The 26470-nt window shown below is 42.1% G+C and carries 20 protein-coding genes; 9 read left to right on the top strand and 11 right to left on the bottom strand.

Annotated features, from left to right (window positions below; genetic code table 11):
- Window positions 1-19: 19 nt before the first annotated feature.
- Window positions 20-1219: a hypothetical protein gene (locus Q4574_RS16935; protein WP_303475661.1), complete on the bottom strand. Its 1200-nt coding sequence runs from the start codon at window positions 1217-1219 to the stop codon at window positions 20-22.
- A 520-nt stretch (window positions 1220-1739) separates the two neighbouring features.
- Entirely contained in the window at window positions 1740-2588 is an 849-nt protein-coding gene (locus Q4574_RS16930; protein WP_303475659.1) for a LysR family transcriptional regulator, read from the bottom strand.
- Between the two features lie 154 nt (window positions 2589-2742).
- On the opposite strand from Q4574_RS16930, the gene gcvT reads away from it, so the two are divergent.
- The 4 genes from gcvT (at window position 2743) to Q4574_RS16910 (ending at window position 8665) form a co-directional block, all read left to right on the top strand.
- On the top strand, window positions 2743-3822 hold the full coding sequence (gene gcvT / locus Q4574_RS16925) for a glycine cleavage system aminomethyltransferase GcvT (RefSeq protein WP_303475656.1): 1080 nt from the start codon (window positions 2743-2745) through the stop codon (window positions 3820-3822).
- A 73-nt stretch (window positions 3823-3895) separates the two neighbouring features.
- Window positions 3896-4285 carry a glycine cleavage system protein GcvH gene (gcvH, locus tag Q4574_RS16920; RefSeq protein WP_303475655.1) on the top strand — a complete coding sequence of 130 codons (390 nt, stop codon included), beginning with the start codon at window positions 3896-3898 and terminating at the stop codon, window positions 4283-4285.
- Between the two features lie 159 nt (window positions 4286-4444).
- Complete coding sequence (gcvP, locus tag Q4574_RS16915) at window positions 4445-7345, top strand: aminomethyl-transferring glycine dehydrogenase (protein ID WP_303475653.1); 2901 nt, start codon at window positions 4445-4447, stop codon at window positions 7343-7345.
- A gap of 915 nt (window positions 7346-8260) precedes the next feature.
- A complete protein-coding gene (locus tag Q4574_RS16910) occupies window positions 8261-8665 on the top strand; it encodes a BLUF domain-containing protein (protein ID WP_303475651.1) in 405 nt (134 codons plus the stop codon).
- 60 nt (window positions 8666-8725) lie between these two features.
- Here Q4574_RS16910 and Q4574_RS16905 read toward each other — a convergent pair whose 3' ends face one another.
- Window positions 8726-8977, bottom strand: coding sequence for a hypothetical protein (locus Q4574_RS16905; protein ID WP_303475648.1), 252 nt, complete (start codon window positions 8975-8977; stop codon window positions 8726-8728).
- 146 nt (window positions 8978-9123) lie between these two features.
- Between Q4574_RS16905 and Q4574_RS16900 the strand changes: the two genes are divergently transcribed.
- On the top strand, window positions 9124-9867 hold the full coding sequence (locus Q4574_RS16900) for a class II aldolase/adducin family protein (RefSeq protein ID WP_303475646.1): 744 nt from the start codon (window positions 9124-9126) through the stop codon (window positions 9865-9867).
- 235 nt (window positions 9868-10102) lie between these two features.
- Here Q4574_RS16900 and Q4574_RS16895 read toward each other — a convergent pair whose 3' ends face one another.
- The gene (locus Q4574_RS16895) at window positions 10103-11197 is read right to left on the bottom strand and encodes a YeiH family protein (RefSeq protein ID WP_303475643.1); all 1095 of its coding nucleotides are present in this window, start codon (window positions 11195-11197) and stop codon (window positions 10103-10105) included.
- Between the two features lie 110 nt (window positions 11198-11307).
- Here Q4574_RS16895 and Q4574_RS16890 point away from each other — a divergent pair, with 110 nt between their 5' ends.
- Window positions 11308-12192, top strand: a complete 885-nt coding sequence (locus Q4574_RS16890; RefSeq protein WP_303475640.1) for a LysR family transcriptional regulator — start codon at window positions 11308-11310, stop codon at window positions 12190-12192.
- Window positions 12193-12350: 158 nt separating this feature from the next.
- Here the strand turns inward: Q4574_RS16890 and Q4574_RS16885 are convergent, their stop codons facing one another.
- From Q4574_RS16885 to Q4574_RS16860, 6 genes are all read right to left on the bottom strand, one after another.
- Window positions 12351-16817 (bottom strand): ImcF-related family protein, encoded by a 4467-nt coding sequence (locus Q4574_RS16885; protein WP_303475637.1) that lies wholly within the window; start codon window positions 16815-16817, stop codon window positions 12351-12353.
- The gene (locus Q4574_RS16880) at window positions 16801-17922 is read right to left on the bottom strand and encodes a MoxR family ATPase (protein ID WP_303475634.1); all 1122 of its coding nucleotides are present in this window, start codon (window positions 17920-17922) and stop codon (window positions 16801-16803) included. The genes Q4574_RS16885 and Q4574_RS16880 overlap by 17 nt, the downstream gene beginning before the upstream one ends.
- Window positions 17915-18904, bottom strand: coding sequence for a hypothetical protein (locus Q4574_RS16875; RefSeq protein ID WP_303475632.1), 990 nt, complete (start codon window positions 18902-18904; stop codon window positions 17915-17917). Before Q4574_RS16875 ends, Q4574_RS16880 begins: the two co-directional genes overlap by 8 nt.
- Before the next feature lie 14 nt (window positions 18905-18918).
- Window positions 18919-19311, bottom strand: coding sequence for a hypothetical protein (locus Q4574_RS16870; RefSeq protein ID WP_303475630.1), 393 nt, complete (start codon window positions 19309-19311; stop codon window positions 18919-18921).
- Between the two features lie 315 nt (window positions 19312-19626).
- On the bottom strand, window positions 19627-20187 hold the full coding sequence (locus Q4574_RS16865; protein WP_303475626.1) for a hypothetical protein: 561 nt from the start codon (window positions 20185-20187) through the stop codon (window positions 19627-19629).
- Window positions 20184-21404, bottom strand: coding sequence for a DUF3500 domain-containing protein (locus tag Q4574_RS16860; protein WP_303475623.1), 1221 nt, complete (start codon window positions 21402-21404; stop codon window positions 20184-20186). Before Q4574_RS16860 ends, Q4574_RS16865 begins: the two co-directional genes overlap by 4 nt.
- Before the next feature lie 583 nt (window positions 21405-21987).
- On the opposite strand from Q4574_RS16860, the gene Q4574_RS16855 reads away from it, so the two are divergent.
- Genes Q4574_RS16855 through Q4574_RS16845 form a run of 3 tightly spaced genes read left to right on the top strand, consistent with a single transcriptional unit; the run spans window position 21988 to window position 25285 of the window.
- Window positions 21988-23235, top strand: a complete 1248-nt coding sequence (locus Q4574_RS16855) for a hypothetical protein (protein WP_303475621.1) — start codon at window positions 21988-21990, stop codon at window positions 23233-23235.
- A 9-nt stretch (window positions 23236-23244) separates the two neighbouring features.
- On the top strand, window positions 23245-23688 hold the full coding sequence (locus tag Q4574_RS16850; RefSeq protein WP_303475619.1) for a hypothetical protein: 444 nt from the start codon (window positions 23245-23247) through the stop codon (window positions 23686-23688).
- The gene (locus tag Q4574_RS16845) at window positions 23681-25285 is read left to right on the top strand and encodes a diguanylate cyclase (RefSeq protein ID WP_303475617.1); all 1605 of its coding nucleotides are present in this window, start codon (window positions 23681-23683) and stop codon (window positions 25283-25285) included. The genes Q4574_RS16850 and Q4574_RS16845 overlap by 8 nt, the downstream gene beginning before the upstream one ends.
- Before the next feature lie 93 nt (window positions 25286-25378).
- Here Q4574_RS16845 and Q4574_RS16840 read toward each other — a convergent pair whose 3' ends face one another.
- Window positions 25379-26287, bottom strand: coding sequence for an AraC family transcriptional regulator (locus Q4574_RS16840; protein WP_303475615.1), 909 nt, complete (start codon window positions 26285-26287; stop codon window positions 25379-25381).
- Window positions 26288-26470: the final 183 nt, after the last annotated feature.

The raw sequence follows: 26470 nt of genomic DNA, 5'->3' as shown, positions 1-26470 counted from the left end.
CTCTTAACGATTTTTGTGATTAATTTTGTAACCACAACTTGTATGCATCTGAGGCTAAAAAACCGGCAAATGCAGGTTCGCTTCCCAAACTCTCAGGGGTAAATTCGTAATACAATCGCTCACTAATGAGATCTAAGGTATCGGCAACGCCCTGATAATTTTGTTGTTCATTATAGATTGTTAATAATGTCCAATAAGGAGGTTCGAAACTCGGCTCGGCATTGACTCCCAGGTAAGCGTATTTAAGCGCTTCGCTCAAATTACCAACGTTATAATATAAATTTGCGGTGAGCTCACCAAGGGCACCATCCATACCGAAACGTTTTATCACGTTCTCCATGGCGCGAATTGTTTTGATGTTATTCTCAGTCATCACATAATAATCTAGCAGCATGAATTGGGTAGACGGTAAATGGCCATAGTATTTGTCTAACATGCTAAGCTGGGCTAAATATTCTTCATCATTGATATTTTGTGCAAGGCCAATACCTGTATCAATGATTACCCGTTGTTTTCTCATCTCTTCAGGCATACTGAGCAGCAATTTATAGGCTTCTACAAATTGACCCGACTGGCGTAAACTACCAATGCGTTGGAATTGGCTCATCACTTCCTCATTGACTTTTTCTTTTCCAAACATCTTGCCAAAAAAAGAATCATCAGTAGATATCATTAAGGCGGTGGCTTGGGTTAAGGAATCACTGAACTCAGTTCCTTTACTGGCGATATGGAAATCAAATACTTTTTTATCGTCATTGATAAACAAAATAAGGTATTCGTGCCCACCCGTTGCGTAGTCGATTCGGATAAGGGGGCGTTGTGCGCCTTGCTCTTCAAGCATGCGTACAAATTTAGAGTTGGATTCCTCAATAAAAAACTGCATAAATAAATTATTAATTAAGGTTTTTCGTGTGTTTTCTCCCGAAAATCCTCGCACAAAATCATTGACTTCTCTTGGTTTAGAAAACAGGGTTTTGCCCACAATTTGACCTAGGTGTTTCACGTCGGTCATCTCACCCAAGCTGTCAATGTCTTGATCATTAAGGGCGCCAGCAAAGGCTACTCCAATTTGAGTTGAAGCTTCTACAAAAGCTGAGTCAGAGCTGTTTCCTCCCATTTGTTGGGCGTTACTTAACCCCGAAAATACACTCAATAAAATAATGAAAAATGTATTTCGGATAAAAAAATTATTGGTTTTTGTGTGCGGATTAGTGTTCATAGAATAAGTCCATTTTACGGCTTTGATTTTTAGTTTTTAGAATAACAAGATTAAGTTTGCCGATAAAAAGCCTGTTTGTATATATTAAAGTCGATTTAGCATTGCTTCACAGCGTTTAAATTACAACCCTTGTAGCATGGTCTTTAGGCCATGGGTTTTGCGCGGGGCTAAAGCACCCGCCTACAGGAGAACCAACCCTTGTAGCATGGTCTTTAGGCCATGGGGGCTAGGTCATAGGGGTCTCAGGCCATGTTTTTTGCGCGGGGCTAAAGCACCCGCCTACAGGAGAATCAACCCCTGTAGCATGGTCTTTAGGCCATGGGGGCTAGGTCATAGGGGTCTCAGGCCATGTTTTTGCGCGGGGCTAAAGCACCCGCCTACAGGAGGACCTTTAGGCCATGGGGTCTCAGGTCATGGTTTTTTGCGCGGGGCTAAAGCCACCGCCTACAGGAGAACCAACCCTTGTAGCATGGTCTTTAGGCCATGGGGTCTCAGGTCATGGATTTTTGCGCGGGGCAGGTTACGACTTCAAACGTGCCATGATGAAATCGGCTAGGGCGCGACTAATTTGTGGGTGTTGGGTGTCGAGGTTGAATAGACATATTTTGATTTTTCCCAACTGCGGCAACGATTTATGGCGAATTTCTTGTAAGGTGCTGGGTAAACTCGAACGCGCTAAGGCCGTAATGCCTAAACCTTGCTGTATCGCTGCTATTAACCCGTAAAGATCGGCATTGGTGTAGGTGATCCGCCAGCTGGTGGTTTGTTGTTTAAGCTTCTCAATCACTCGGGAGCGATAAACACAGCCATCTGGTGCCAAAACCAGCGCCACTTTATTTGCAGTTATGGCTTTATTTGCATCTCCCACCCAAATCAACTCGTCTTCTAAAACCACTTCCCCTTCAGTTTGCTGATCCGGGTGCACTAGGGCTAAGACTAAATCGAAATCACGGTGATTTTTATCATTGAGTAAACTCCGGCTTAGCTCTGAGGTGACTTCTAGAGCTACGTCTGGATATTGTTTACTGAATTCTCCGATGATACTGGGTAGCAACGTTGTGGCAAACTCGCTAGGAATGCCAAGTCGTAAACGGCCTCGCAAGGACGATTGTTCAAATTGCCTAAAAATGTCGTCGTTAATGCCTAACATGGCTCTTGCTTGTTGTAACAGTGCCTGTCCATCTTGGTTAACTAACTGGCGTTGACCTATTTTGTCAAACAGGCGGCGTCCAAGCTGTTCTTCTAATTTCTTTATTTGCAAACTAATGGCCGGCTGAGAACGGCCTAGCATGTCGCCGGCTTTGGCAAAGCCTCCCAGCTCCACTACAGTCACAAAGGTACGCAAATTGTCTAAGGAAAGTTGTCGCATAGGTCATTCTTAGGTTAAAAGTTCATTTAGATTACTAATTTAAGTAATTTAATACATTTAAAAAATTAATGTAAGCATTTGAATTATCAATTTGTCCCAGAGCCGAGTGATTTCTATACTGCTATTCCAAAGTGACTAAATTAGGTAAACGTAAATGACCAATAAAACTGTGCTGCACCCAAAGCATATTGAAGCTGGCGCCAAAATGGTGGATTTCCATGGCTGGGAAATGCCAATTAATTACGGATCACAAATAGAAGAACATCATGCGGTTAGAAACGATGCTGGCATGTTTGACGTTTCTCATATGACGATTGTGGACGTGAAAGGCAGCGAAGCAAAAGGTTATTTACGTAAACTTTTGGCTAATGATGTCGCTAAATTAACTGAAAAAGGCAAAGCACTTTACAGTGGAATGCTTAATGAAGATGGTGGCGTGGTTGATGATTTAATTGTTTATCACTTCGATGAAACCAACTACCGTTTAGTGGTGAACTCTGCGACTCGTGAAAAAGATATGGACTGGTTAAACAGCGTGGCAAGCGGTTTTGACGTCACTATTACTGAAATTCCTGACTATGCCATGATTGCTGTGCAAGGTCCTAACGCGAAAAATAAAGCCGCTACCTTATTTTCCGACGCGCAAAAAGAAGCCGTTGCGGGTATGAAGCCTTTCTTCGGTGTGCAAGCAGAAGACTTATTTATCGCTACAACCGGTTATACCGGTGAAGCTGGTTATGAAATTATGGTGCCTAACGATATGGCAGGTGATTTCTGGCAACGTTTAATTGAAGCTGGCGTTGCACCATGTGGTTTAGGTGCTCGCGATACGTTGCGCTTAGAAGCAGGCATGAATTTGTATGGCCAAGACATGGATGAAACTATCTCTCCGTTAGCCGCAAATATGGCTTGGACAGTAACTTGGGAGCCCGCTGATCGTGATTTTATGGGCCGCAAGGCTCTGGAAGCGCAAAAAGCCGAAGGAACCCAAAAGTTAGTGGGCTTAGTGATGACCGATAAAGGTGTTTTACGCACCGGTCAAAAAGTCAAAGTGTCAGAAGGTGAAGGCGTGATTACCTCTGGAACATTTTCCCCTACACTAGGTCACAGTATCGCAATGGCTAGAATTCCAGCCACTAAAGATGCAACTGCAGAAGTAGAAATGCGTAAAAAATGGGTAACAGTTAGTATTGTTAAACCTAGCTTTGTTAGGAACGGAAAAAGCGTTCTTTAACAAGTGATAAAGCTACACCTAAAGTGAAATTTCGATTAAGTAATATTATAAAAACCAATATTTAGGAACGATTATGAGCAACATTCCATCAGAATTACGTTATGCATCAACTCACGAATGGGTTAGACCTGAAGGTGATGGCACATTCACCGTCGGGATTACTGAACATGCCCAAGAACTTTTGGGTGATATGGTATTTGTTGAATTGCCAGAAGTTGGCGACGCGGTAGCCGCGGGCGATGATGTAGCTGTGGCTGAATCAGTTAAAGCTGCCTCAGACGTATATGCACCAATTACTGGCACAATCGTCGCGATTAATGAAGATTTGGAAAATACACCTGAGATGGTAAACAGCGACGCGTTTGGCGATGGTTGGTTATTCCGAATTGAAGCTGAAGATCCTGCTGAGGTGGAATCTTTATTAGATGCTGAAGGTTACGAAAACAGTATCGACGAAGACTAATATTGGTAATCAAGTAAATGCTCCCACCTGTCTGTTTAAAATTTCAGGTGGCGAGTATTTGATATTGATATCAAAACATTTCTTGAATTCATATGCATATAGATAGCTTTTGCATTTCTATTTCCGGTATCTCATTGTTCAAAATAAAGGCAATCATTCATGGCTAAAACCCCGTTTTCACTCTCTCAGCTAGAACAAACTGAAGATTTTGTTAGGCGCCATATTGGCCCAAGCGAAAGCGAAATGGCAGAAATGCTCGAATTTGTTGGCGCTGAATCATTAGACGACTTAATGAAGCAGACTGTACCCGCGGGGATCCGTTTGCCAGAGTCTTTAAAAATCGGCGACAGCATAACCGAAGTTCAAGCGTTACAAGAACTTAAGGAAATTGCCGGTAAGAATCAGATTAATCGCAGTTTTATTGGTATGGGATATAGCGACACCATTACACCAAATGTGATTTTACGAAATGTTTTGGAAAATCCAGGTTGGTATACAGCCTACACACCTTACCAGCCAGAAATTGCCCAAGGCCGATTAGAAGCACTATTAAACTATCAACAAGTGACAATTGATTTAACTGGGCTTGAACTGGCCTCTGCTTCGTTACTGGATGAAGCAACCGCTGCAGCTGAAGCTATGGGGCTAGCTAAGCGTGTGTCTAAAAACCGTAAAGCTAATAGCTTTTTTGTTGCCGACGATGTGCATCCGCAAACATTAGACGTCATAAAAACTCGTGCGGAAATGTTTGGTTTTGATGTAATAGTTGGCAAAGAATCAGAAGCGGCTTCTCACGATATATTTGGTGCCTTGTTGCAATATCCTGGTACCACAGGTGAAGTGAAAGATCTTACCGATATCATAAGTGCATTACATGAAAATAAAGCCATAGTTTCTGTTGCTGCCGATATTATGAGCCTTGTGTTGTTAAAATCTCCTGGAGAAATGGGAGCCGATGTAGTTTTAGGTTCCGCGCAACGTTTTGGGGTTCCTATGGGTTACGGTGGTCCACATGCCGCCTTTTTCGCCACCCGTGATGCCTATAAACGCTCGTTACCTGGTCGAATAATTGGTGTGTCTAAAGACACGAGAGGCCGTCCAGCACTGCGCATGGCACTGCAAACCCGTGAACAACATATTCGCCGTGAAAAAGCTAACTCCAACATTTGTACCGCTCAGGTATTACTAGCAAATATGGCATCTTTTTATGCGGTTTATCATGGTCCTCAAGGCCTAAAAACTATCGCCACACGGATTAACCGTTTTGCCGATTTATTAGCCGCAGCACTTACGCGCCATGGATATGGACTTAAGCACAATACTTGGTTCGATACCATTACTGTGATGGTTGATGATAAAGACGCGATAGTTGCTCGTGCTGCAGAAGCTGGCATGAATTTACGCGCTGATTTAGCAGATAACCTAATCGGTATTTCAGTAGATGAAACCACCACACGTCACGATTTAAAAGGTCTTATAGACTTATTTTGCGGAGACACCCATGGTTTCGATATTGAAATGATGGATGCAGAAATTACCACTCAAGGTTCGAAGTCTCTACCAGCAGATTTGTTGCGCACCGATGAAATTCTAAGTAACCCAGTGTTTAATTCATACCACTCTGAAACAGAAATGCTGCGCTATATTAAATCTTTAGAAGACAAAGATTTAGCTTTGAATCATTCAATGATTAGCCTAGGCTCTTGTACCATGAAACTCAATGCCACGGCAGAGATGATCCCGGTCACTTGGCCAGAATTTGGCAAACTGCACCCGTTTGCGCCAATTGAGCAGGCACAAGGGTATAAACATATGATTGACGAGCTAAGTGATTGGTTGATAAACATCACCGGTTACGATGCCATGTCGATGCAACCTAACTCAGGCGCACAGGGTGAATATGCTGGCTTAATTGCAATTAAACATTACCATGAAAGCCGCGGGGAAGGGCATAGAAACATTTGTTTAATCCCAAGTTCCGCCCACGGAACTAACCCAGCATCAGCGCAAATGGTGAGTTTGAAAGTGGTTGTAGTCAACTGTGATAAAAATGGTAACGTTGATTTAGCAGATTTACGTAAAAAAGCCGAAGAAGTGGCTGATAACTTATCATGTGCCATGATCACCTATCCATCTACCCACGGTGTATACGAAGAAACTATTAAAGAAATGTGTGACATAGTGCACCAATTTGGCGGTCAAGTTTACATGGATGGCGCTAACATGAACGCACAGGTTGGGGTAACTTCACCTGGTTTGATCGGTGGCGATGTATCTCACCTGAACTTGCACAAAACCTTCTGTATTCCACACGGAGGCGGTGGCCCAGGTATGGGACCAATCGGCGTAAAAGCCCACCTGGCCCCTTTCTTACCGAATCACCAAGTTGTTGATACGGGCAATACCACCGCAGGTAACGGCGCTGTTTCAGCTGCGCCTTGGGGAAGTGCCTCAATTCTGCCAATTAGCTATATGTACATCAAAATGATGGGCAGTGAAGGACTTAAAAAGGCCACCGAAGTTGCCATGTTGAATGCCAACTACGTCGCACAGAAACTCGAGGGGCATTACCCAGTGCTTTACAAAGGTCGTAACAACCGTGTAGCCCACGAATGTATTATCGATTTGCGTCCAGCCAAGGAAACCTCAGGTGTAACGGAAATGGATGTGGCAAAACGACTAAATGACTATGGTTTCCACGCGCCTACCATGAGCTTCCCAGTAGCCGGAACGCTGATGATTGAACCAACCGAATCAGAAGCAAAAGCAGAACTAGACCGCTTCATTGAAGCAATGATCTGCATACGTGCTGAAATGGCTAAAGTGGAAAGTGGCGAATGGGACGCAATCGACAACCCATTACACAACGCACCACACACAATCGACGACATCTGCGACAGCGACTGGAACCGCAGCTACGACAGGCAAACCGCCGCCTATCCAGTGCCGTCAGTGGCTAGAAACAAATTCTGGCCAAGTGTTAACCGCATCGATGACGTATATGGAGATCGTAACCTTATTTGTTCTTGTCCGAGTATTGAGACTTATATGGAAGATTGATTGTTGTTGTTTTGAAGAAGCGAGCTTAGGCTCGCTTTTTTTATGGTTGAGCCATAAAAAATAGGCTTTGCTGACAAATATTATTCATTTCGTTCACCGCAATCCATTGCGGGGTTTCAAACCGCATCCCTGCGGTCCGACTTACTTTTCTTCAACAGCCAAGAAAAGTAAGCAAAAGAGGCCGCGCTCCGGCCAATTTTCTATTCAAATTAAAAATAGACTCCTATGCCAGAGCGGCGAAAGGTAACATCCATGTAAAGCAATTCGCCTTGTCCAGACGTCCATGTCTAGACATCTGGCAAGTCTATTTGGAATTTGGAAAATTAGAGTCGAGGGTAAATCAAAAGCATGCTTGTGGCATTTTTTGGTGCTGTGCACATAAATTTCTTCTTACTATGGCTGTCCTGATAAGGTTAGAACTTGATGTGATACTGCGTTTTTTAAACCATGTAACATCACTATCAACTAATTAAAAACACCAGAAACTGATGCAAGGCTCCCTTGTGTTTAAAACAACAATTTTTCTTATAACTATAATGGTTCATGGTGCGGTTCTGACACATTTAAGCAATAAAGGCCAAATGTTAGACAAATCCGATATCAACGTCAGCTATATAATGAGAAGACCATCACACGGACAGCCACAGACTGGACCCTCAACAAATATACCGGATTGCTATATGTACCTTCCTAAAATACCACCAGGTTGAAACTTTTCTTTGTCCAGCAGTGGTAATTTTGGCCTCTATCGCAACTACCTGAAAAGATGTTTGTCTATTGAACCCATTATTTGCATTATATTTTAAATAGGACTTTTTAATAACGAGTCATTTTAACTATTACGACCTAGGTATTTTTTTGTACTAAGTCGCCAATTAGTAGATTGAAACTATATCAGATCAAAACGGACGATTTATGATTCACTTAATCTATGTTAGTGATTTTGCTCGAGAACTAAATCAGCAAGATTTCGACGATATTCTTGCCGTATCGACAAAAAATAATGACGAACAAGATATAACTGGTTTTCTTGTGGTGAATGGTCAGAATTTTTTTCAGGTCTTAGAAGGTTCAGAAGAGCAGGTTTATACTCTATTAGAGTCAATCAGGCGTGATCCCCGCCATCAAAATTTGCGCGTCATTATTTCTGAAATAATAGAAAAGCGAGATTACCCCAAATGGAGCATGGGCTTTGTTTGCAACTGGCATAACTACTTTTCCGAAGATATTAAATCTGTGTTGATACAATACGGTAAAACCCAAGTGTTCAATCTAAATCATGGCAAAGGGTTACGAGGGTTGTTACAAGGACTAGGGTAATTCACGGGAGTAATTAGCAAGACTGTCACACTAATTCGACTTGTTGCTGTAGAATAGTCATTATTTACTAAACACTTTACCACCGATCATTTTAAATGCGGGAGTGCCTCTTATTAACGTATCTCTGGCGAAGATGCTATTGCACTTTGGGCAAGTGCAGGGCGATAAAGTGAAATCTTTAGTGATGCGTTGCTTAAAACATTTAAGTAGCGATCCCTTGCCGCCTTTGCGGTATTTAAATAGCTGGGTTTTACACTGGCTGCAGAAGATGTCTACGGATGACTCTGGGGCTTTTTTATTAGGCTTTGCCATGTATTTTTCCGCTAGTCGATAATTATACGGCAATGATTATAACATTTGATTGACCTAATGATGATGAATGAAATGACTTATGCTTTATTTTAAGTATATTCCACAACATTACTAATTTACTGGATAGAATTTATGAGAGTTAAACAATGAGCAGTGATAATTTACAACAAGAAGCGATTTTACGTCGTGATTTAGCAGCAGCATACCGACTAGCTGCGATGCTAGGTTGGGAAGATACTTTGTATACTCATTTTTCAGTCCGTTTACCTGGGGATGGAATTCCCCGCTTTTTGATTAACCCTTTTGGGCTAATGTTTGATGAAATCTGTGCCAGTGATTTAGTTGTTGTTGATTCTCAAGGTAAGATTTTAGAAGGTGACGCAGATTATAATCTCGCTGGTTTTACTATTCATAGTGCTGTGCATATGGCGCGTGACGATGCCCATTGTGTGATGCATACCCATACACTGGCAGGTATGGCTTTAGCGGCTTGTGATGATGGTTTATTGATGCTAAATCAGATCAGTACTGAGTTCTATGATCGTCTTGGTTATCATGACTATGAAGGTGTTGCATGGAACCTTGAAGAGCGTAAACGTATTCAACAATCATTAGGCAATAATATAGGGTTAGTCCTGCGCAGCCATGGTTTATTAACGGTAGGTGAAAGTGTCGCAGATGCATTTCAAATTATGTATTACCTTAATCGTGCCTGTGAAATTCAGTTGGCTGCTTCGCAAATGGGAAGCCTGTCAAAAATGTCGACTATTTCTAATGAATTAGCTCAATATGTTAGTTCGCAGTTTAAGAAAGTAGAGCATGAACGTCATATAGTGTGGCAAGCTTGGCTAAGGAAATTGGATCGTATTGATCCTTCCTATAAAAATTAAATAAAATTGGGGTCAGGGAAATAATGGGGTCAGTGTAAATTAATCATTAACCCCAGTTTTCATAGGTGCCCGATTGCTATATGTATTTTTCTAAAATACCACTGGGTTGAAACGTTTCGTCGTCCACCAGTGGTATGTTTTTGGGCTGCTATTGCAACTACCTTAAAAGATGCAAGTCTATTGAACCCTTTAAAACTCGGCCTCTATTTGAAATCTGTGGATCCATGTAAAAAGACTATATGCCTGCTATCGCCACATTTATCCCATACCCACCAAGGGTAAGAAATAAAAACAAGCAAGCTGCCAGTAATAAAGGCTTTAGCCCGGCTTGGCGAATTGCGCCAATATGGGTGCGTAGTCCCAATGCCACCATAGCGATAGTCAGTAAAATAGCGTCTAAATGAATTATTTTTTCGGTGATAATTGCAGGGATAATCTGAGCCGAGTTGATGCCACTGGCCACAATAAATAGCACGGCAAACCAAGGGATCATAATGTTGCTTTTATTTGGCTTGCCAGCTTCGTTTGCTGACAACGTTTTTGCGTGTTTTTTGTTTTGCCACACTGACAACAACACTAAAAAAGGCGCAAGCATCATGACTCTTAGCATTTTTTCAATCACGGCCACATTTGCAGCTTCAGGGCTAACCGCACTGCCTGCCGCCACCACTTGTGCCACTTCATGAATGGTAGAGCCAGCATAAATTCCGTAGGCGTGTTCACTTAACCCTAAGTAGCCATAAGCAAGAGGGTAAATAAACATGCTCAAGGTGCCAAACACCACCACAGTGGCAACCGCAACAGATACCTTATGCGCTTGGGCTTTTACCACGGGCTCTGTCGCCATGACTGCGGCTGCACCGCAAATTGAACTGCCAGCACCAATAAGAATGGTGGTCTGTTCGTCTAATTTGAAAACACGCTTGCCCAGCTGCACCGCCAGCCAGAACGTTAAGCCCAGCATTGCCATGTCAGTGACTAGGCCTTGCCAACCCACGCCCGCCACTTGGGCAAAGGTAATACGAAAACCAAACAACACTACGCCAGCTTTTAATAATATGCTTTTAGCGTAATCTACGCCGACATCAGTGTGCACGGCTACCCGTGAAAAGAGGGTATTACCAACAATAATACCGAGCACGATCCCAATGGTTAAAGAGCTTAATCCTGTTTGCTGAACAAAAGGAACATGACTCAGATAGGTTGCAACCAACGCGATAGCCGTAACCATTATTAAGCCTTGCCACCAGCGCGAATCGTAAAAGTGACTGCTTTGTTGTGAGCATCCTTGCTGGCCGGTATTGAAAAAACGCTTAACTGCACTGTACATAAGGCTGCTCCTATTGCTATCACTATTAAAGGTTGACTTGATAATAGGACTTGGCAAAATATAACTCCAATACATTAAAATCATGTATTGATAACTTTAGGTTAATTAATATGAATTTACATGCGCTCAGGGTATTCCATAGTGTTGCTCAACTGGGCAGTTTCTCTCGATCGGCGGATGCCTTATGTATCAGTCAACCTGCTGTTTCTAAAGCGTTAAAGGAACTTGAGCATCAGTTAGGTATGCAGTTAATCGCGCGAGCATCCAGAGGTAAAAAATTAGCGTTAACCGAAGGCGGCCAGAGCTTGTTCAATCATGCAAAAAGCATATTTGCTATAGAGCAAGCTGCACTTGAAGATGTAAGAGCGCGCACAGGGTTGAAACAAGGCACATTAGTGTTAGGGGCGAGTACCACAATAGCGGGTTATTGGCTGGCACCTTATTTAGCGCGATTCACCCAACAATACCCACACATTAAAGTAGAAGTACAAGTCGCTAACACAGCGCAAATCGAACAAGCTCTTCTTGCCTGCACCATCGACCTCGCTTTGGTCGAAGGGCATGCAAACGATTCACACATTAGTAGCCAGCATTGGCAAGATGACCCAATGAGCATAGTGATCCCGGGTTCGCTGACTGCCATAGGCGATAAAGCGAACTGGTTGAGTCAGCAGCGATGGCTGTTGCGAGAGCCGGGGTCGGGTACTCGGCAAATGTCATTTACCTTATTAGCTAAACAAGGCATAACAGTGAATGACAGCATGCAACTGGGCAGTAACGAGGCGATTGCCCGCGCGGTCACACAAGGTTTAGGGGTAGCTTTGCTACCTCAAGTGGTTACTGAGGATTTGGTGCAACTGAAAAAACTAAAAGTGATCTCGACCAGACACTATCAAATGTTATCTCGCCCGTTGTATCAACTGCGATACCGCGATAGACCTTCTTCCCCCGCAGCGGACGCTTTTACGACCCTATTGTATCAGCCGCTCGCCTAAAGTTTCAGTTAGCTTGATGGTGTCATGTATTTAAATCATACGGAAATCACACGAACACCCACAGACTGGACCTTCAAAAAATATACCCGATTGCTATATGTATTTTCCTGAAAAGATGGCTGTCCATATAAACCTCAAAAAGATATTCTCTGATCCCATTACTCCTCAGTTTGAAAAACATTTTGGGGTAGTGAGACATTTTCAAATAATTTCCCCACAATAAATTCAGAAGAGCTTTCTTGAAAGTTTAAATCCAATACCATTTGTTGATCGATTTTGTCGTTTTTAGAGCTAATCACTAACCTCACCATTTCACTCGAACGCGTGAACTGCATTTTGTTGTCTTGCAAAAATCTAAACCACGCCCAATCTCCCACAAAACTTTTAGTGGAACTGGATTCTTTGCTGATTGAATTAAAAGCATATCGAATATCGTCAGTTTTTTGGTTTTGGGAATAAAACGGAAAATAAAGCGCAATTTTTTGTTGGCGCTGTGGTCCATGTGCATAGGTCAAACGTTGTCCGTTGAACTCCAAGGTGAATTGCTTAGAATTTGAAGTTAATGTTACGGGTCTATAGTCGATAATAACACGTCCATCTTTCTCGATTAGTGTCAAAAACTCAAACCACTTACTTAGTCTTTCATAAGATACAAAAAATTCCTGACTAAAGTCCATACTCATGCCTGCAACAATGCGGTTCACCACTCTGTTATCAACATTATCTACAAACGGAGCTACATACTCATTCTCAAAACTCTGATATGCACTGTTTGGACCAAACAAAGCAACCAGATCAGCATAGCTGACGTCTTGTTTTGCACGTTTATTAAAGGGGTAATGGTTTACTATATTCTTGCGATAAACGGCAAGAACATTTTCTTGCCACTTCTGGTTAATGTGTATTCTTGCTCGGTAAAAAACATCACGAGTTGCATTATCAGTAATACTGATTAACCACTTGTCAATCGGCGCAGGTAGGTTTCTTGCGCGAAATTGATTATAAGCGGAAAAGGAAATGCCTCTACCGTCGTACCCCTCTTTGATATTAGTAAACGCTGCTTTATTTGGCGAATTAGAGGTATAAATTTGGATAAGAGCTTCTTCTATGCGCGCGATGGGCTCTCCAATGTTGATCATGTAAGCAGCTTCATTTACAAACAGCTCATGTAGTTCTGAAAATTGTTGTTCGATGCTATTCGCTAACACATTCGGTGGTTCTAATGCTTTTAAAGCAGACTGCAGTTTACTGGAGCTGGATTGTTGAACTTGCATAGCTTGGTCATAGTCAGCACCAGTGTAATTAGTTGATGAAAACTGAGTGTGACGATAAACGAGCTTTAGTAATTTAAATATATCCGATTTTTGGCGGATTTTTAATTCGGCCAATGCATTTAATTCATCCGCATATTGACTAAAGTTCTTAATCTGTAGACTAGATAAAATAGACTGCCATGTAGCAATATATTCTTGCGCGTATAGTTGCTTTATCTCGTACTCTAATTTAGCTAAATCCGCGTCACTAAGCGTATCAGCCGCGTCGCTCAGCACCCACTGTTCAGATTTTCCTTGTGAAATTAAATAGCTAAAATTAATATTTTTGTACCCCGACTCGGTAAACAAAATAGGAATTGTTAACTTTCGCTGTACAATTTCATTTAGCTCAAATAGGGTTATTTTTTCAGCAACAAGGTAATCATACAACGAATACACTTTGCGATTCTCTTCTGTCGCTTTGAGTTGCGAGTAAATCCTTTGTGCTAAAGGCATTCGTAATAATGCTTCACGCGCAGTGGCAACTAAAGCTTGGTCAAGTGATTGCTGCTTTAACTCAAGATTCAAAAGATCATCAAAATAAGACAACGTGATCATTTGCATATTGACACCTTCGTTTCGCAAGGTTGTTGCTAGCCAACTACGCAGATAACCAGCATCAAACCTACTCGTGTTTTGCAGCATTAAGTAAGCTTTAAGCGTTTCGTAAATAGTAACTTGCTGTTCTTGTGCATTGTTTCGCAATAGCCAATTTAAATTTCCAGCAATCAAGTGTTCTAACCTAGGTAGCAGTTCGGTAATCAGAATGTCGTTGTATGCGGCTTCGTCGTCCTGATTTTCTTGCAATAAATTAAAAACAAAATCACGTTGCCTATACCATTCTTGAGTATACTGTTCAGAAGAAGTTAATAGTGGGTTTTGCGCCACCTCTGTGGGTAAGCGTATGCGCACCACCCTGTTAACTAAATTCGAAGCATCATCCAGCATCTCAATCGGTAGCTTAGTTTGTTTTGCGTTCACTAACACGAATTGCAACTTCAGTTGATCATTGGTTAGATAATCAATACGCGCCTGGATCTGTTCTGCAACCGCTAAGTCATCAGTGATAATCTGCCCTTTTCCAATAAAAGGTTGCTCATCAATATTTGTTTTATAAAACTTAAAGCCCCATCGTTCCAGATTACGATTTAGCGCTTCAGAAAACTGCATGTTTGTGGGGTCAGTTTCAATTATGATGCCGGTCTGAATGTTGTCCGTGTATTTATCATTGATTCGTTGTTGCTCTTGATACGACAGGTAATAAGGCCAGCTAAACCACAAAAACAAACTAACAAGCAAAACTAATGAAAAGGACAAGTAGCCAAAGCATGAAGATTGGGTTATTTGGCCAAATTTACGAGCTAGTTTATTAGGTAAAATAAAATCCAAACGACTACGCCATCCTCTTAGCGCTCTAATCATCAGCGGATCGGAAGTTGGGTATGAATGGCTTTTAAACGGTTTTGGTGAGTCAGAAGTATTGACGTCTCCTGGAACCTGAATTCCCAAACCATGCTTAGGAGTACTTGCAAGCTCAAATAAGTTGCGATAAATGTAACCTATACGTTGAAATTCGTCTTTACTCAACTCGTCGAGCAAAACTGCCCTGACGTATGTCGGCATTTGACCTTGCTGACTCCAAGGCAGAGCACTTAGCTTTAGCAAGCGTTGCTCTCGCTCGATTGGATGCGCGTCGGGAAATAACTTTTGTTCAAGAGCAATACTTAGATTGCCATTTATTTCCGGGTAAGCTGCAACGCAACCCAATAAAAGCATTCCATCCTCATGAAGGTATTCCCGCAATTGTTCGAGCAGTTTAGGTAGTCTTTTTTTGTGTGCTTTTTCAGCGTCATTTTCTAGCCAGAAGCTTGCATCCTTCAATTGCACTGGGAATTTCTGTTGTAAATAACCGGAATACCAAACACCTGATTTATTGGGATTGTCTGTTTGTAACTTGCTAAACCACTGCGCTGATGCTTTGACTCCTGCGGTTTCCAGTGGGGCAACGGCGAAGCCGCTGAATGCAATTTGACTAAGTGCATAACCCCAAGGTTGTGGTTGGTTAGTTAGCCATACCCGTTGTTTCCAAGCTTTAAAAAGCGAAACCCATTTAGCCAGCTCACCGGATAGACGATTTACTAGCTTGTGTCCACTGCTTATCACAATTAATCGACTATCTGGATACTTGTGCGCCAATGACTGCAATGAAATAGCATGAGACGTATTTTTTTCAAAACACCAACTGGGATCACCTTGAAAGTGAAATGCACGAATGTGTAGATGCTCTAGTTGGAGCCTCACTAACAATGAATCGGCCAATGCCGCGCATTGGTCATTGATGTGGGAGCGATCAATCAAGACGAGGTATTCTGGTTGAACATAACGTTGTTGAAACGTTGGTTTAAATAACCCAGCATTACGAATGGTAGCAATAATCGTTTTATCTGCATCCAATTTGCGGGTGGAACGCAAAATACTTAAACGCAGCAAGCTACTAAAATCAGCTAATGCAAATGGCATAGTTTCGGTAGTCTTAAGTTTCAAGTAAACCAACGGGTTACCGCGCTGATTGTTTTCTTGACGAAGCACATAACGTCGATTCACTCTGGTATAGATACGAATTACTAACCATAGTAAAAGTGGCACAGTAATTACCACATATTGCCATCGCGAAATATCGTAAAGTTCTTCTGGGTTTAAGCGTATCGGTTCAGGTGTGTATCTAAAGCTAGCAGGCTTGACAATTTCGGGGGTAATGGTATCGGAAGTAGTAGACTCCTCAACAGTTGCGCATCCATCTGGGCTATTTTCGCAGGGTTGCTGTTCTGGACTGAGGTCTTCAATAACGTCAGGCGCTGTAGTTCGAATCGTCACATCTGAACCGGGTGGTGGTGGTGGGGGTTCTTCAAGGTTGAGTAATATTATGACGCAGGAAATAAATATGACTGTCCAAAAGCTGATTTTACTATAAAAAGGTTTAGGGTCTGGACTCGTTAAGGTAATTGAATCAGGAAGTACAACTTCCGATTTATCTAAATCGGCCTGTTTTTCTAAAGCCCAAATATCAAACAACTCTTTGAATAAATTTTGCTCTTGCTCAGACCGGCAAAATAGCGGGCCAAGTAAATTTCTAAGTTCGTTTGCAGATACGGGTGGGTGATTTTTGTGCTGTAAATGAAGTAACAGGTCGTTAGCGGCTAACCAACGGTCTGGGCCAATAACTATTCCTTTGGCAGTGAGTAGATTCTGCAGCTCAGCAAAATGCTGATATAAATACTGGCATTGCAGCTTTGCGCTATTTAGTTGATTCACTGGATGTGCTTATCCAAGCTTTAAACAACGAATCTGCACGAGATTGATCTTCACGAGTTTTAAGTAAAGTCGTTTTAAAGCCCAAAATACAAGTCTGGTAATCCACTTCAGACAACCCAGCAGTGCTTGGAAACTTGCCACTAGTAGCTTGTGACAAAGCGTGCTGAGAAATGTAGCTCAGCCAATTTAATATCTCTGCTATACCCGGCTGCTTGTATAACCCTTGTTGCTCTAACCTCAAAAATTGGCATAGACTGATCGCATCACGCTGCAAAACCGGCAAATCAGCAAACCTTTTGCCTAATCGGCTAGTCACAATACTTTGCACCGTTACTTGAGTGTCATCCTCCGTGCTAAATGGTGGAAAAGGTAGATGAAAATATACACATCGGCGTAAAAACGCGCTGGGAAGATCACGCTCTGAGTTACTGGTTATAATTACCACGGGTTTATGCGCAATCTCATTCCCCTCGATAGCCACACGCACGCCCCCTAACTCGGGAATAGCAAATTCTAAATGCTCGATTTCATTTAAAATATCGTTAGGAACATCACGAGGCGCTTTGTCAATTTCGTCAATCAATACAACCGAACGATGTGCAGTTTCTGGTAAGCTCGCTAACTGACTATCCGTTAACAAACCGCTTGGAAAGTCACCTTGTTTGCCTTTCGCTCGTAAAATTGCCAAACCCAACGCTTGATAACGGATAAATTGATTTGCGCTGACTAATTCTTGGTTGGGACTTTGGCTTGCTTGCGAAGCATGAAAACGACCGACCGTATCGTAATTGTAAAATAAATCTCTAGCTTCTGTATTTGACTTCACCGCATACTTTAACACCTCTGCATTTCCGTCTTTATTATAACTGGGAAATCCTAGCTCCCAGGCGATACGTCTTGCGAGCTCACTCTTACCGCAACCAGGTTCGCCAGTCAGCAAAAGAGGCATACCTAATGTTAGTGCCACGTTTACGGCAGCCGAGAGTTCGTTACTGGCTAGGTAATCCTGTGGGCGCGTCATCGCATTCTGATCAATAACCGGCAGATTAAGATAATTGTTTTGCGGTTCATCTAAGGTGCCGTCAAAAAATCTTGATTTAGTCAATTTCGCCCCTCCAAGCTTGTTTAAATTGTTCACAACTAATCAAATCATCACGCAATTTTCGGTGTTCAACTGAATGTTTATACTGTTCCAATTGTCTGCGCATAGAGACTTTCAAGTTCTGCCACCAATCACCATTTCGTTTTTCTTCTGTAAGACCAAACTGCAGCGCTTCTATCCATTCATCTATTTCATCGGCGGTAACCCGCTGTAATGCACCAAAGAAAGCATCTGGATACTTTGTCGATAAACGTTTATAGGTCTCGTATTCCTGCTCTGTCGGTGAATTCAGGTCTTTTTTACAGAAGCGTAATACTTTTGCAAATAAACTCCTTGGCTCTTCAACAACACAAAATACTAAGCCGATAGAAACTGGGTTGGGGCTGTATTTACGCAGGTTTTGATGAATGGTTTCCCAGTCATTTACAAGAGATTCAAGATGATTCAAATTGGTGGTATTCCAATTCAAAGCAGAAATGTCATACCTTACTACGGCTCGAAAATGCGCTTGTTTGATAGAAAGACAAAGCAGGTGTGATGTAATGTCTTCTTGTATTTGCTGAAGCGTGCCATTAGACGGTTGGCTAAACCCCTTTATCGTTTGGTCCCAACAACTAAAACGCGTGCGCCGCTCGAAATGTTGTTCTTGCGGCCAACTGACACTGGCATAACTTGCGGTTTCATTCAGTCGAAAATCCAAATGATTTTTCAGCCGACTCCATAACCCGTTATGCCAGTCTTGTTTTCCTCCCAAAATAAAAATTGTTGAGACTTTATGTTGCGAAAATTCAGCCGCCAAGGTAGGAAAAATGCTCACTCTATCGTAGTAAGCAATGGCTAACTCGAGATCAATTTCAGGTTTGTAAGAAAAAACTAAATTAGGCGCAGAGGGTGCTGCATAATAATGATTGTGCTGTACATTTCCATCACCAACTTGAACCCCTCTAGCGTCGGTGATAAGTGTCTTAGGAGGCTTCCCGTCCATAGATTTCTTTCCCTTTAAAATTGATTATTTTGGATATTTTTGTCGCCTATCTGAACCCCTTTAGCATCATTTAAAGTAACGTCATTGCGACTTCCACCTTGCTCGATAAGTGACTTTAATTGTGTTGCTTTTGCTAATAATTCTGGCGGCGGCTGCGGTAATGCTAAGGCTAATTTTTGTTCAATAATGGGTTGAAATACCTGTGGATCTTGCTGCAGATTATCAAGCAATACCTGAGCTTCCATCTGATTCGATGTTTTGTCACCCACGTCCGAATTCGTCCAATGCTTAATAACAAGCGCCTTAAGAGCTTTATAGCCATCAACGACGGCTTTTTGACTAGTATCTTTTAAGCCTGCAGCTGCACCAGCAGCTAATGCTCCAGCAATTAACGAGATGGGTTCCATTTAAGCGCTTTATATTGTTAGTAATCAATTAGCTAAGTATTGACCATTTTGAAGATATTTCCTACTAAAATTGCACGTTTTTTAATCTCTAAAAATAATAGGGAAATAATGGGGTTAGTGTAAATTAATAGATGTTACAGCAATGATCGGTAATAAAAATAATTGCCCTGAAGGAGAACAACGATACTTTTATCTGGAGCCGATCTGGAAGACTTTAAGTCGAACGACATCTAAATACAAAATAGTTTTAGTGAAGGAAAACTATCGAATTGAAGAAAACTAGTTTAAATGCAAAAAAGGGGACATTTGCCCTCTTTATTCTAATAACTTTCCCTGTTGCTTGCCGCCAACGGGCTTAAAACCAAAGTTAGCAATTCGTTTATTCGCCTCGCCGTGTTGTTGCCAAAAGATAGTCGCTCGGTGATTACGCACCTCATGCATGACTGCATCATAGGTTAGCGTCATCGGAAAAACACTTGCACCGTTAGGTATATCCACCATTAATTGAGAGACCAACAAAACATAAGTGCCTAGGTGGTCTTGCATCTCTTCCTTCAATGATGCGCTAGATAACGTCAGTGGCAGAACACTGGATTGATGTGCGAGCTTAATATGCTTTTCAAAATACGCCGCAAGATGATCAAAGTTCTTTCCAGAAAGCTTGTGTCCATTAGCCTCCCCCATGAGTGTTTTAAATCCAGGATCAGCAATAATCAAGTCTTCCAATGCAATTTGTAGTGATAACTCAAGTTGCTCGCCATCCTGAGAAAATGTTAACTGACTCCCAGGCAATGCATGAGCACTTGCAAGGTTAGCACCCCCAACACACAGTAAAACAGCAAGCACTAAGGCTCGTCCTAATTTGCAGACCATCACTGTTTCTGACCGCCGTAATCACTCTCGATGTCACGCCATACTGAGTGAGGATGATTGCCGACTTTATTTGTCGATTTGTTAGACTCCATAGAGAACTCCAACCAAAGCGATGGCCCGTGAATGCGCACGTAGTCATTTTCACACTTCACATCAGTCGATCCAGAGTACCCCAGAACTGTCTCTGACAATTCAGCGCCGTACTTTTCCATATAAGCCTGAGCATCAGCATCGTCAATATCACCCACATACTTTCTGACGGCGACCATCAGAAGTGCTTTTTGCGCTTCATTTAATTTAGCAACACTAATACCTTCTTGCTCACTAGGTATCGCATCATCAGCTTGTGGCCCTGCTAAAACGTCAGTATAAGTTCCTTCAAGCAATGCTTCTGCAAGCTGCTCTTTAGATAGGGAGTTCAGCAGATCAGCAAAGGCATCTCTTTCCTGAAGCATAGGTATGTTTGTCATGCCGTTCATTTCAAAGGATGGGAATGGCTCAACACCACGGAATGAAGGGGTTGCACCAATTAACTTACCGTTTTTATACGTATTGGAAAATGCGAAATGGTGGCCGCCCCAATAAAGTTGCCAAACACCTTCGTCAGCTGGGTTACCCAAAAATGCGATTTTAGTATTGTAAGACGAGTAACCTGCCTTGTAGTCGGTACTAACAGTACTAATGTAATCATCCGCATTCATGGTTTGCACCATCTCATCCCACCCTTCGTTGTCAGACAAGCTTGCAGCTTGTTGCATGATCGCTTTCACCACGCCTCGCTGTTCAGAGCTGAACTCGCCCATAAACACACCGGGTCTGGATGGGAATGCTCCTGCAGGTAGGTTGCTCCACTTTTTCGCAGTTGCTACAGAGTAATCGAGCTGAAGAGACTTTAACATTTCATCCGATACGTTGGTTTTTAAGATATTTGTCAGGCAAACAAGGCGATCATAACCGCTATCTTTTGCACACGCTTTAACGGACTCAGGTATAGCTACTGTTTGCATCAACGTGCTGGTATTCCCCATTCTCGCTTTAACTGCTTTTTCTTCCGCAGACTCTTCTTTCTTGCCACCAGGGGGACCTGGTGGGCCTTTGTGTTCTGTCGTAATTGTTGCGCAGCTTGATAGGTCTTCTGCAGCTATCAGGGGAGTGCTCACTGCGCAGATAAGTGCTAAGCTAATTGCAGCACTCAGGTTAATTGTTGGTTTAAGTTTCATCGGCTCACTCCAGTTTTCACTAACGTTATTGAGTAATATCCATATTTAATTATGTCAATTAAGACAAGTACTTAATACTAACAGTATAACCCCAAGAAAGTCATACGAACGGCAGGGGGATTTTAATTATGCGCAATCACATAGACAGCCATAAACTGACCCCTAGGGTAATCCAAATCAATTATGCTTATGTATTATTCATTCAGGTAATGAATTATGCCTTTGGCAAGGAAACGACAACTTAGCTTCTTTATTACCCCTTATCGTCATTGTGTATCCCGCTTTGTTCTATGGGCTTTTTTGTGCGGCGAAGATACACTGTGTGGAAAAGGCTATTCGCATTTATCGATTTCCTTGCCTAGCGATTCAATTCCACGCGCTACTGGGATATAAGCTGAGTGAGATTATGGTTTAGGTAAACTTAGTTAACCAACCGCTTTTTAAGATCATGGGAAGGTGCAAAAAAATGGCTGATTTTTCAGTGCTTTTTTTGTTTCTTTACTATGCTTATAGTAGCCAATATTTTCAACATTATGGATTTGTTGGTCTGAGTAAGAACAAACTTCGAAATGGATGTACTTAAATGATAAAAAAGCAGTTTTCTCTGATCCCAGCAATGATGAGCATACTGATAACTTTTAGCGCTTTAGCAGAACAAAATCAGCTGAAAGTTAGCGGGTTTGGAACCTTAGCATCTGCAACCGCGGATACTCGTACTCATCAATTTCGTACTGACCGCTCACAAGCACTGATAGCTAAGAAAGATGGTTTTGCATTTAAACCCTTAAGTTTAATTGGCGTGCAGCTCGACTACAGCTTTTCACAAAACCTCGATTTTGTTGGGCAATTTGTTTATCGAGAACAGGATGAACAAAACGTCGACTCGATAACGCAAATGGCCTTCCTTAGATACGAAATTTCCCCTTCGTGGCAAGTGAGAGCAGGGAGACTTGCGGCCGATATCTTTCACTTCAGTGATACCAGAGACGTCTCAATTTCCTACCCTTGGGTGAAAGTGCCTACTGAGGTCTATGGTATTGTCCCAGCCAGAAGTTTTGATGGGGCGGATATCAGCTACCTCAAGCCCTATCGCGATTTTAATTTATTAGTTAAAGCCTTTTGGGGCCAGGGAGAAAGCGACTTTTCTAGAAACGAGTACAGCCCAATAACCTTTAATGACTTACGCTCTATAGGTGTTGAATTTGTCTCGTTTGATTGGAGCATTGCATTAAAACACACCCGGACAGAGGCTAAGAATGATAACGCTGACACTGCGTTCGTTGCGTCGTCTGTGGCACAGTTACAACCTTTCTGGAGTGATGCCGAGGCTTTCGCTGACTCATTGAGTTTGCGCGGTGCGAATATTCACTATACCTCGCTTTACGTAAATCGCTATCTCGGTGATTGGGAGATCTCAGGCGAGTTATCGCATATTGATTCTGACTCGCTTGGATTAAGACACTCTTTAAACGGCTTCGTGAATATAAGTTATCTTTATGGAGCGCATACCTTTTACGGTTTGTATTCATTTGCAAAAACAGACGCGTATTATCTGAGCCAAGAAAAACCCGACTTTCCCTTTAATGCAAATACAGCCGAGTTGGCCATTTTTGTGGAAGAAGTCGCCAACACCTTGGCACATCATCAGCAATCACTTTCCTTAGGTTGGCGTTGGGATTTAAAAGAAAATCTTGCTTTAAAAGTACAATTTGAGCGTACCGATATAGAAGCAAGAGGGAGCGGCCTTAGAGCCCGAGATGGGTTAGTTGTTGATGATGAAGAGGACGACGTTGCGCATACCCTATTTCTTGCTTTAAGTTTTAGTTTTTAGGGGGCTGATATGACGTTTTATAAACGCTACTCCCTGACTCTAACAATACTAATGGCATTAAACAGTTTCTCTTGTTTAGGCGCTACGCCAGAGAAAATCGTCGTCGTCACAAATCAAAAAAACGACGTGCAAGTAATGGATAAAAAAGGCTTAATTGATCTTTTTATGGGCAAGTACTCTGCGTTTCCTAATGGAAAACAAGCCACGCCCATTGACGTTGAATTAAATGCCGAGCTTAAAGCGCAATTTTACGAAGCATTAGTGGGGTTGCCACTCGCTCGTGTTAATGCCTACTGGTCTAGGTTAAAGTTTTCAGGTCGCGTTAAGCCGCCCGTTATTGAACAGACGATAAATGATGTTTGCCAAAGACTGGAGGAAGATGAATCTGCCTTGGCATATATTTATGAGTCGAATGTTACTAACAAAATGAAGGTAGTGTATCGTTTTGATTAATATACATGGTCTAGGGTTTCGATTTTCACTGTTTCTGATTGCTGCATCCATGTTGGTGGTTTTTACCACTGCAGAGTTTTTTTATCGCGCCACTTATGAGCACGAGATCAGTGAAGCGAACCATGACATTGAAGAACTTTATCGAACTGTTGATGCAACCGCCTCCATTGCTGCATTTTTAGAAGATGAAGATTTAGCCAAAGAAGCGATCAATGGTTTGGTTACAAGTGAAAAGATTCTCGCGGCGTCTATTAAAAGTGATGCCCTGTATTATCAGTTAAACGTTACCGAAGCGATTAACAAAGATACGCAATCTCGGGCATTTGTAGTACGGCACCCTTTCATTCCTGAAGAATCGTTAGCTGAAGTTAACATATACCCAAACCTTGACCATATCATCCGTCAGGCAGAGAAGATCAGTACCGACAATAGCTATTCGCTATATGCATCAGCACTTGTTGTGGGTATTGTTGCCTTGTTGATCACCTACTACATCATCATTTCACCTATGATTCGGGTGGGGCGCTCACTACATAAAATTACTCCCAGTACAACCCAACGTATTGCCGTTCCTAAATACCATACTCGCAGTGAAATTGGCGCACTGGTGCGTTATACCAACCTGCTGTTAAGTAAAGTTGAAGAGCAATTCTCCCAAGAGCGCCAATTAAGAGAAGAAATTGAGTTTTTGGAATATCGTTTTAGGATGCTTTTTGAAAATGCGAAGTCGGCAACGGTTTTAATGACTGAAAGTGGAATAATCGAACTTAAAAATAATGCGTTTATCGACCTGGTTGGAAAAATTGGCTTAGCAAAAAAGCAGGATTATGGTGAGCTGTTGGAGGAGTTATTTGAAAATCCTGCGGCAATCAAAGCGTCACTTCTTGAGTCCTTTGAGCGCAACGAGTTTGCTACTGGCGAATTCAAACTCAAGTCAGCTAACAGTAAAAATGTTATGTGGGTTCAACTGATTGCCAGCCCATTAATAACGGAAGACGGCGAGCGTTTTTATCAAATAACGCTAAATGATATTTCAAATCGTAAACATGAATTGCAAAAGCTGGCATTACAAGCAGACTTCGACTCACTAACGGGAATTTACAATCGAAATGGTGGTGAAAAGCTCATTGCAAAGCTGATGAATAAAGGTCACCAGTTTGCACTCGCCTTAATTGATCTAAACGGTTTTAAAGCCGTTAACGATATTTTTGGTCACGATGCGGGCGATGAAGTACTTATTTTTGTATCTGAACAATTAAAAGACAAAATCCGCAAAAATGATGTGGCTATTCGCTGGGGAGGAGATGAATTTGTGTTGCTTCTGCAGGCTGAAGACGAAGCCTCTGTTAAGACAGCTATAGCAAAAGTGAATGATGGGGTGAAGCAGCCGTTCTATTTTAATCACGATAAAACCCCCACAGTTGTCTCTATGAGTGTGGGAGTTGCTTTTTATCCTCGCATGAGCAACGACATGAATACGTTAATAAAGTTAGCGGATATTGCAATGTATCAAGCCAAGCAAAATAAGGTAGCTGCACCAGACGACTACCTCATTTTTGCTCAACCAGAGGCATTAAACAGCAGGGATAACCAATAGAAAAGCAAGCCTATTAAGACCCCTAGCTAGCATTCTAAGCTCAATACTGGTACGGGTTGTATTTGGCGTGCCATCTTCGTGCCTGTCTGTTTTCTATGCTTTCATCTGACGAATAGAGTCGTTCATTCTATCTTTTTTCTGGCTCCACTGCTTTGGCGATTGTCCGTACATGCGTTTAAAGTCGCGACTAAATTGAGATGAGCTTTGGTAGCCAACTTCGATTGCGGCGACGTTAACATTTGTCCCCTCGGCGATTTTCATCGCGGCATTGTTAAGTCGCATAGATTTAACAAATTGTATGGGAGACATATTCGTTGCTTGTTTAAATTTACGGTGAAACACAGCTCGACTCATTCCTATTTGATCCGCCATATTTTCGATAGTAATCGACTCGTTTAAATTAGAAGATAAAAACTCAATTGAGCGGGCAATTCCATTCCCTATGCCAAACGAACGTCTGAATGAATATCCCGATTCGCCTTTTAATATAGTGTAATAGAGTTCACGTAAACGGCTACTACCAAGAATTGCAACATCAGCAGGGTTGTTTTCTAAGGATATTAATCGATAGAGCGCGTCCGTGAAGGTCTCGTCCCAATTGGCTGACGAAATACTTTGTGGATGCAGTGGGCTTTTTCTCATGCTTATATCACTTGCCGCACTTTCCATTTCTATGACGAGCTCGGTCATTATTTTACTATTTAATGAAATGTACACGCCAATTAGAGGCTCGTTGGGGGAAGACTTTAGGGTACCGGCTTCTATTGGCAGGGGCATAGTACAACATATGTACTTACTGTTGTCGTAGAAGTGTCTATCGCCATCCATAATGGCTTCTTTGCAACCACTCACTATTGCCGTCACTGAAGGCTCATAGACTGCGGGAGCACAGCGAATCGATTCCGTTATCTTAAATAATTGCACGCCAGGGATCCCAGTCTCTACCATTCCACTTTTGCTGATGCGGGTTTCGATGAATTGCTTTATTAATTCTTTGTTCATTTGAATTCATTCACTTCTATAAGATTATTCACACGCTAACCTCAGATGCTGCTTAAATCAATGGAATGATACAAATAGGCAATTATTAGCGATTATTTGGTCTGTTTAATCGAGATTTAAGTCATTATAGTGCATTTAATGAAGTGAGCTAAGCTAAGCGTTGTTGAGTAAAGGTGCTGATGA

The organism is Aliiglaciecola sp. 3_MG-2023 (genome assembly GCF_030548205.1).
GTDB lineage: Bacteria > Pseudomonadota > Gammaproteobacteria > Enterobacterales > Alteromonadaceae > Aliiglaciecola.
The sequence above is the reverse complement of the archived record's forward strand: the minus strand, read 5'-3'. Positions and strand labels throughout refer to the sequence as shown.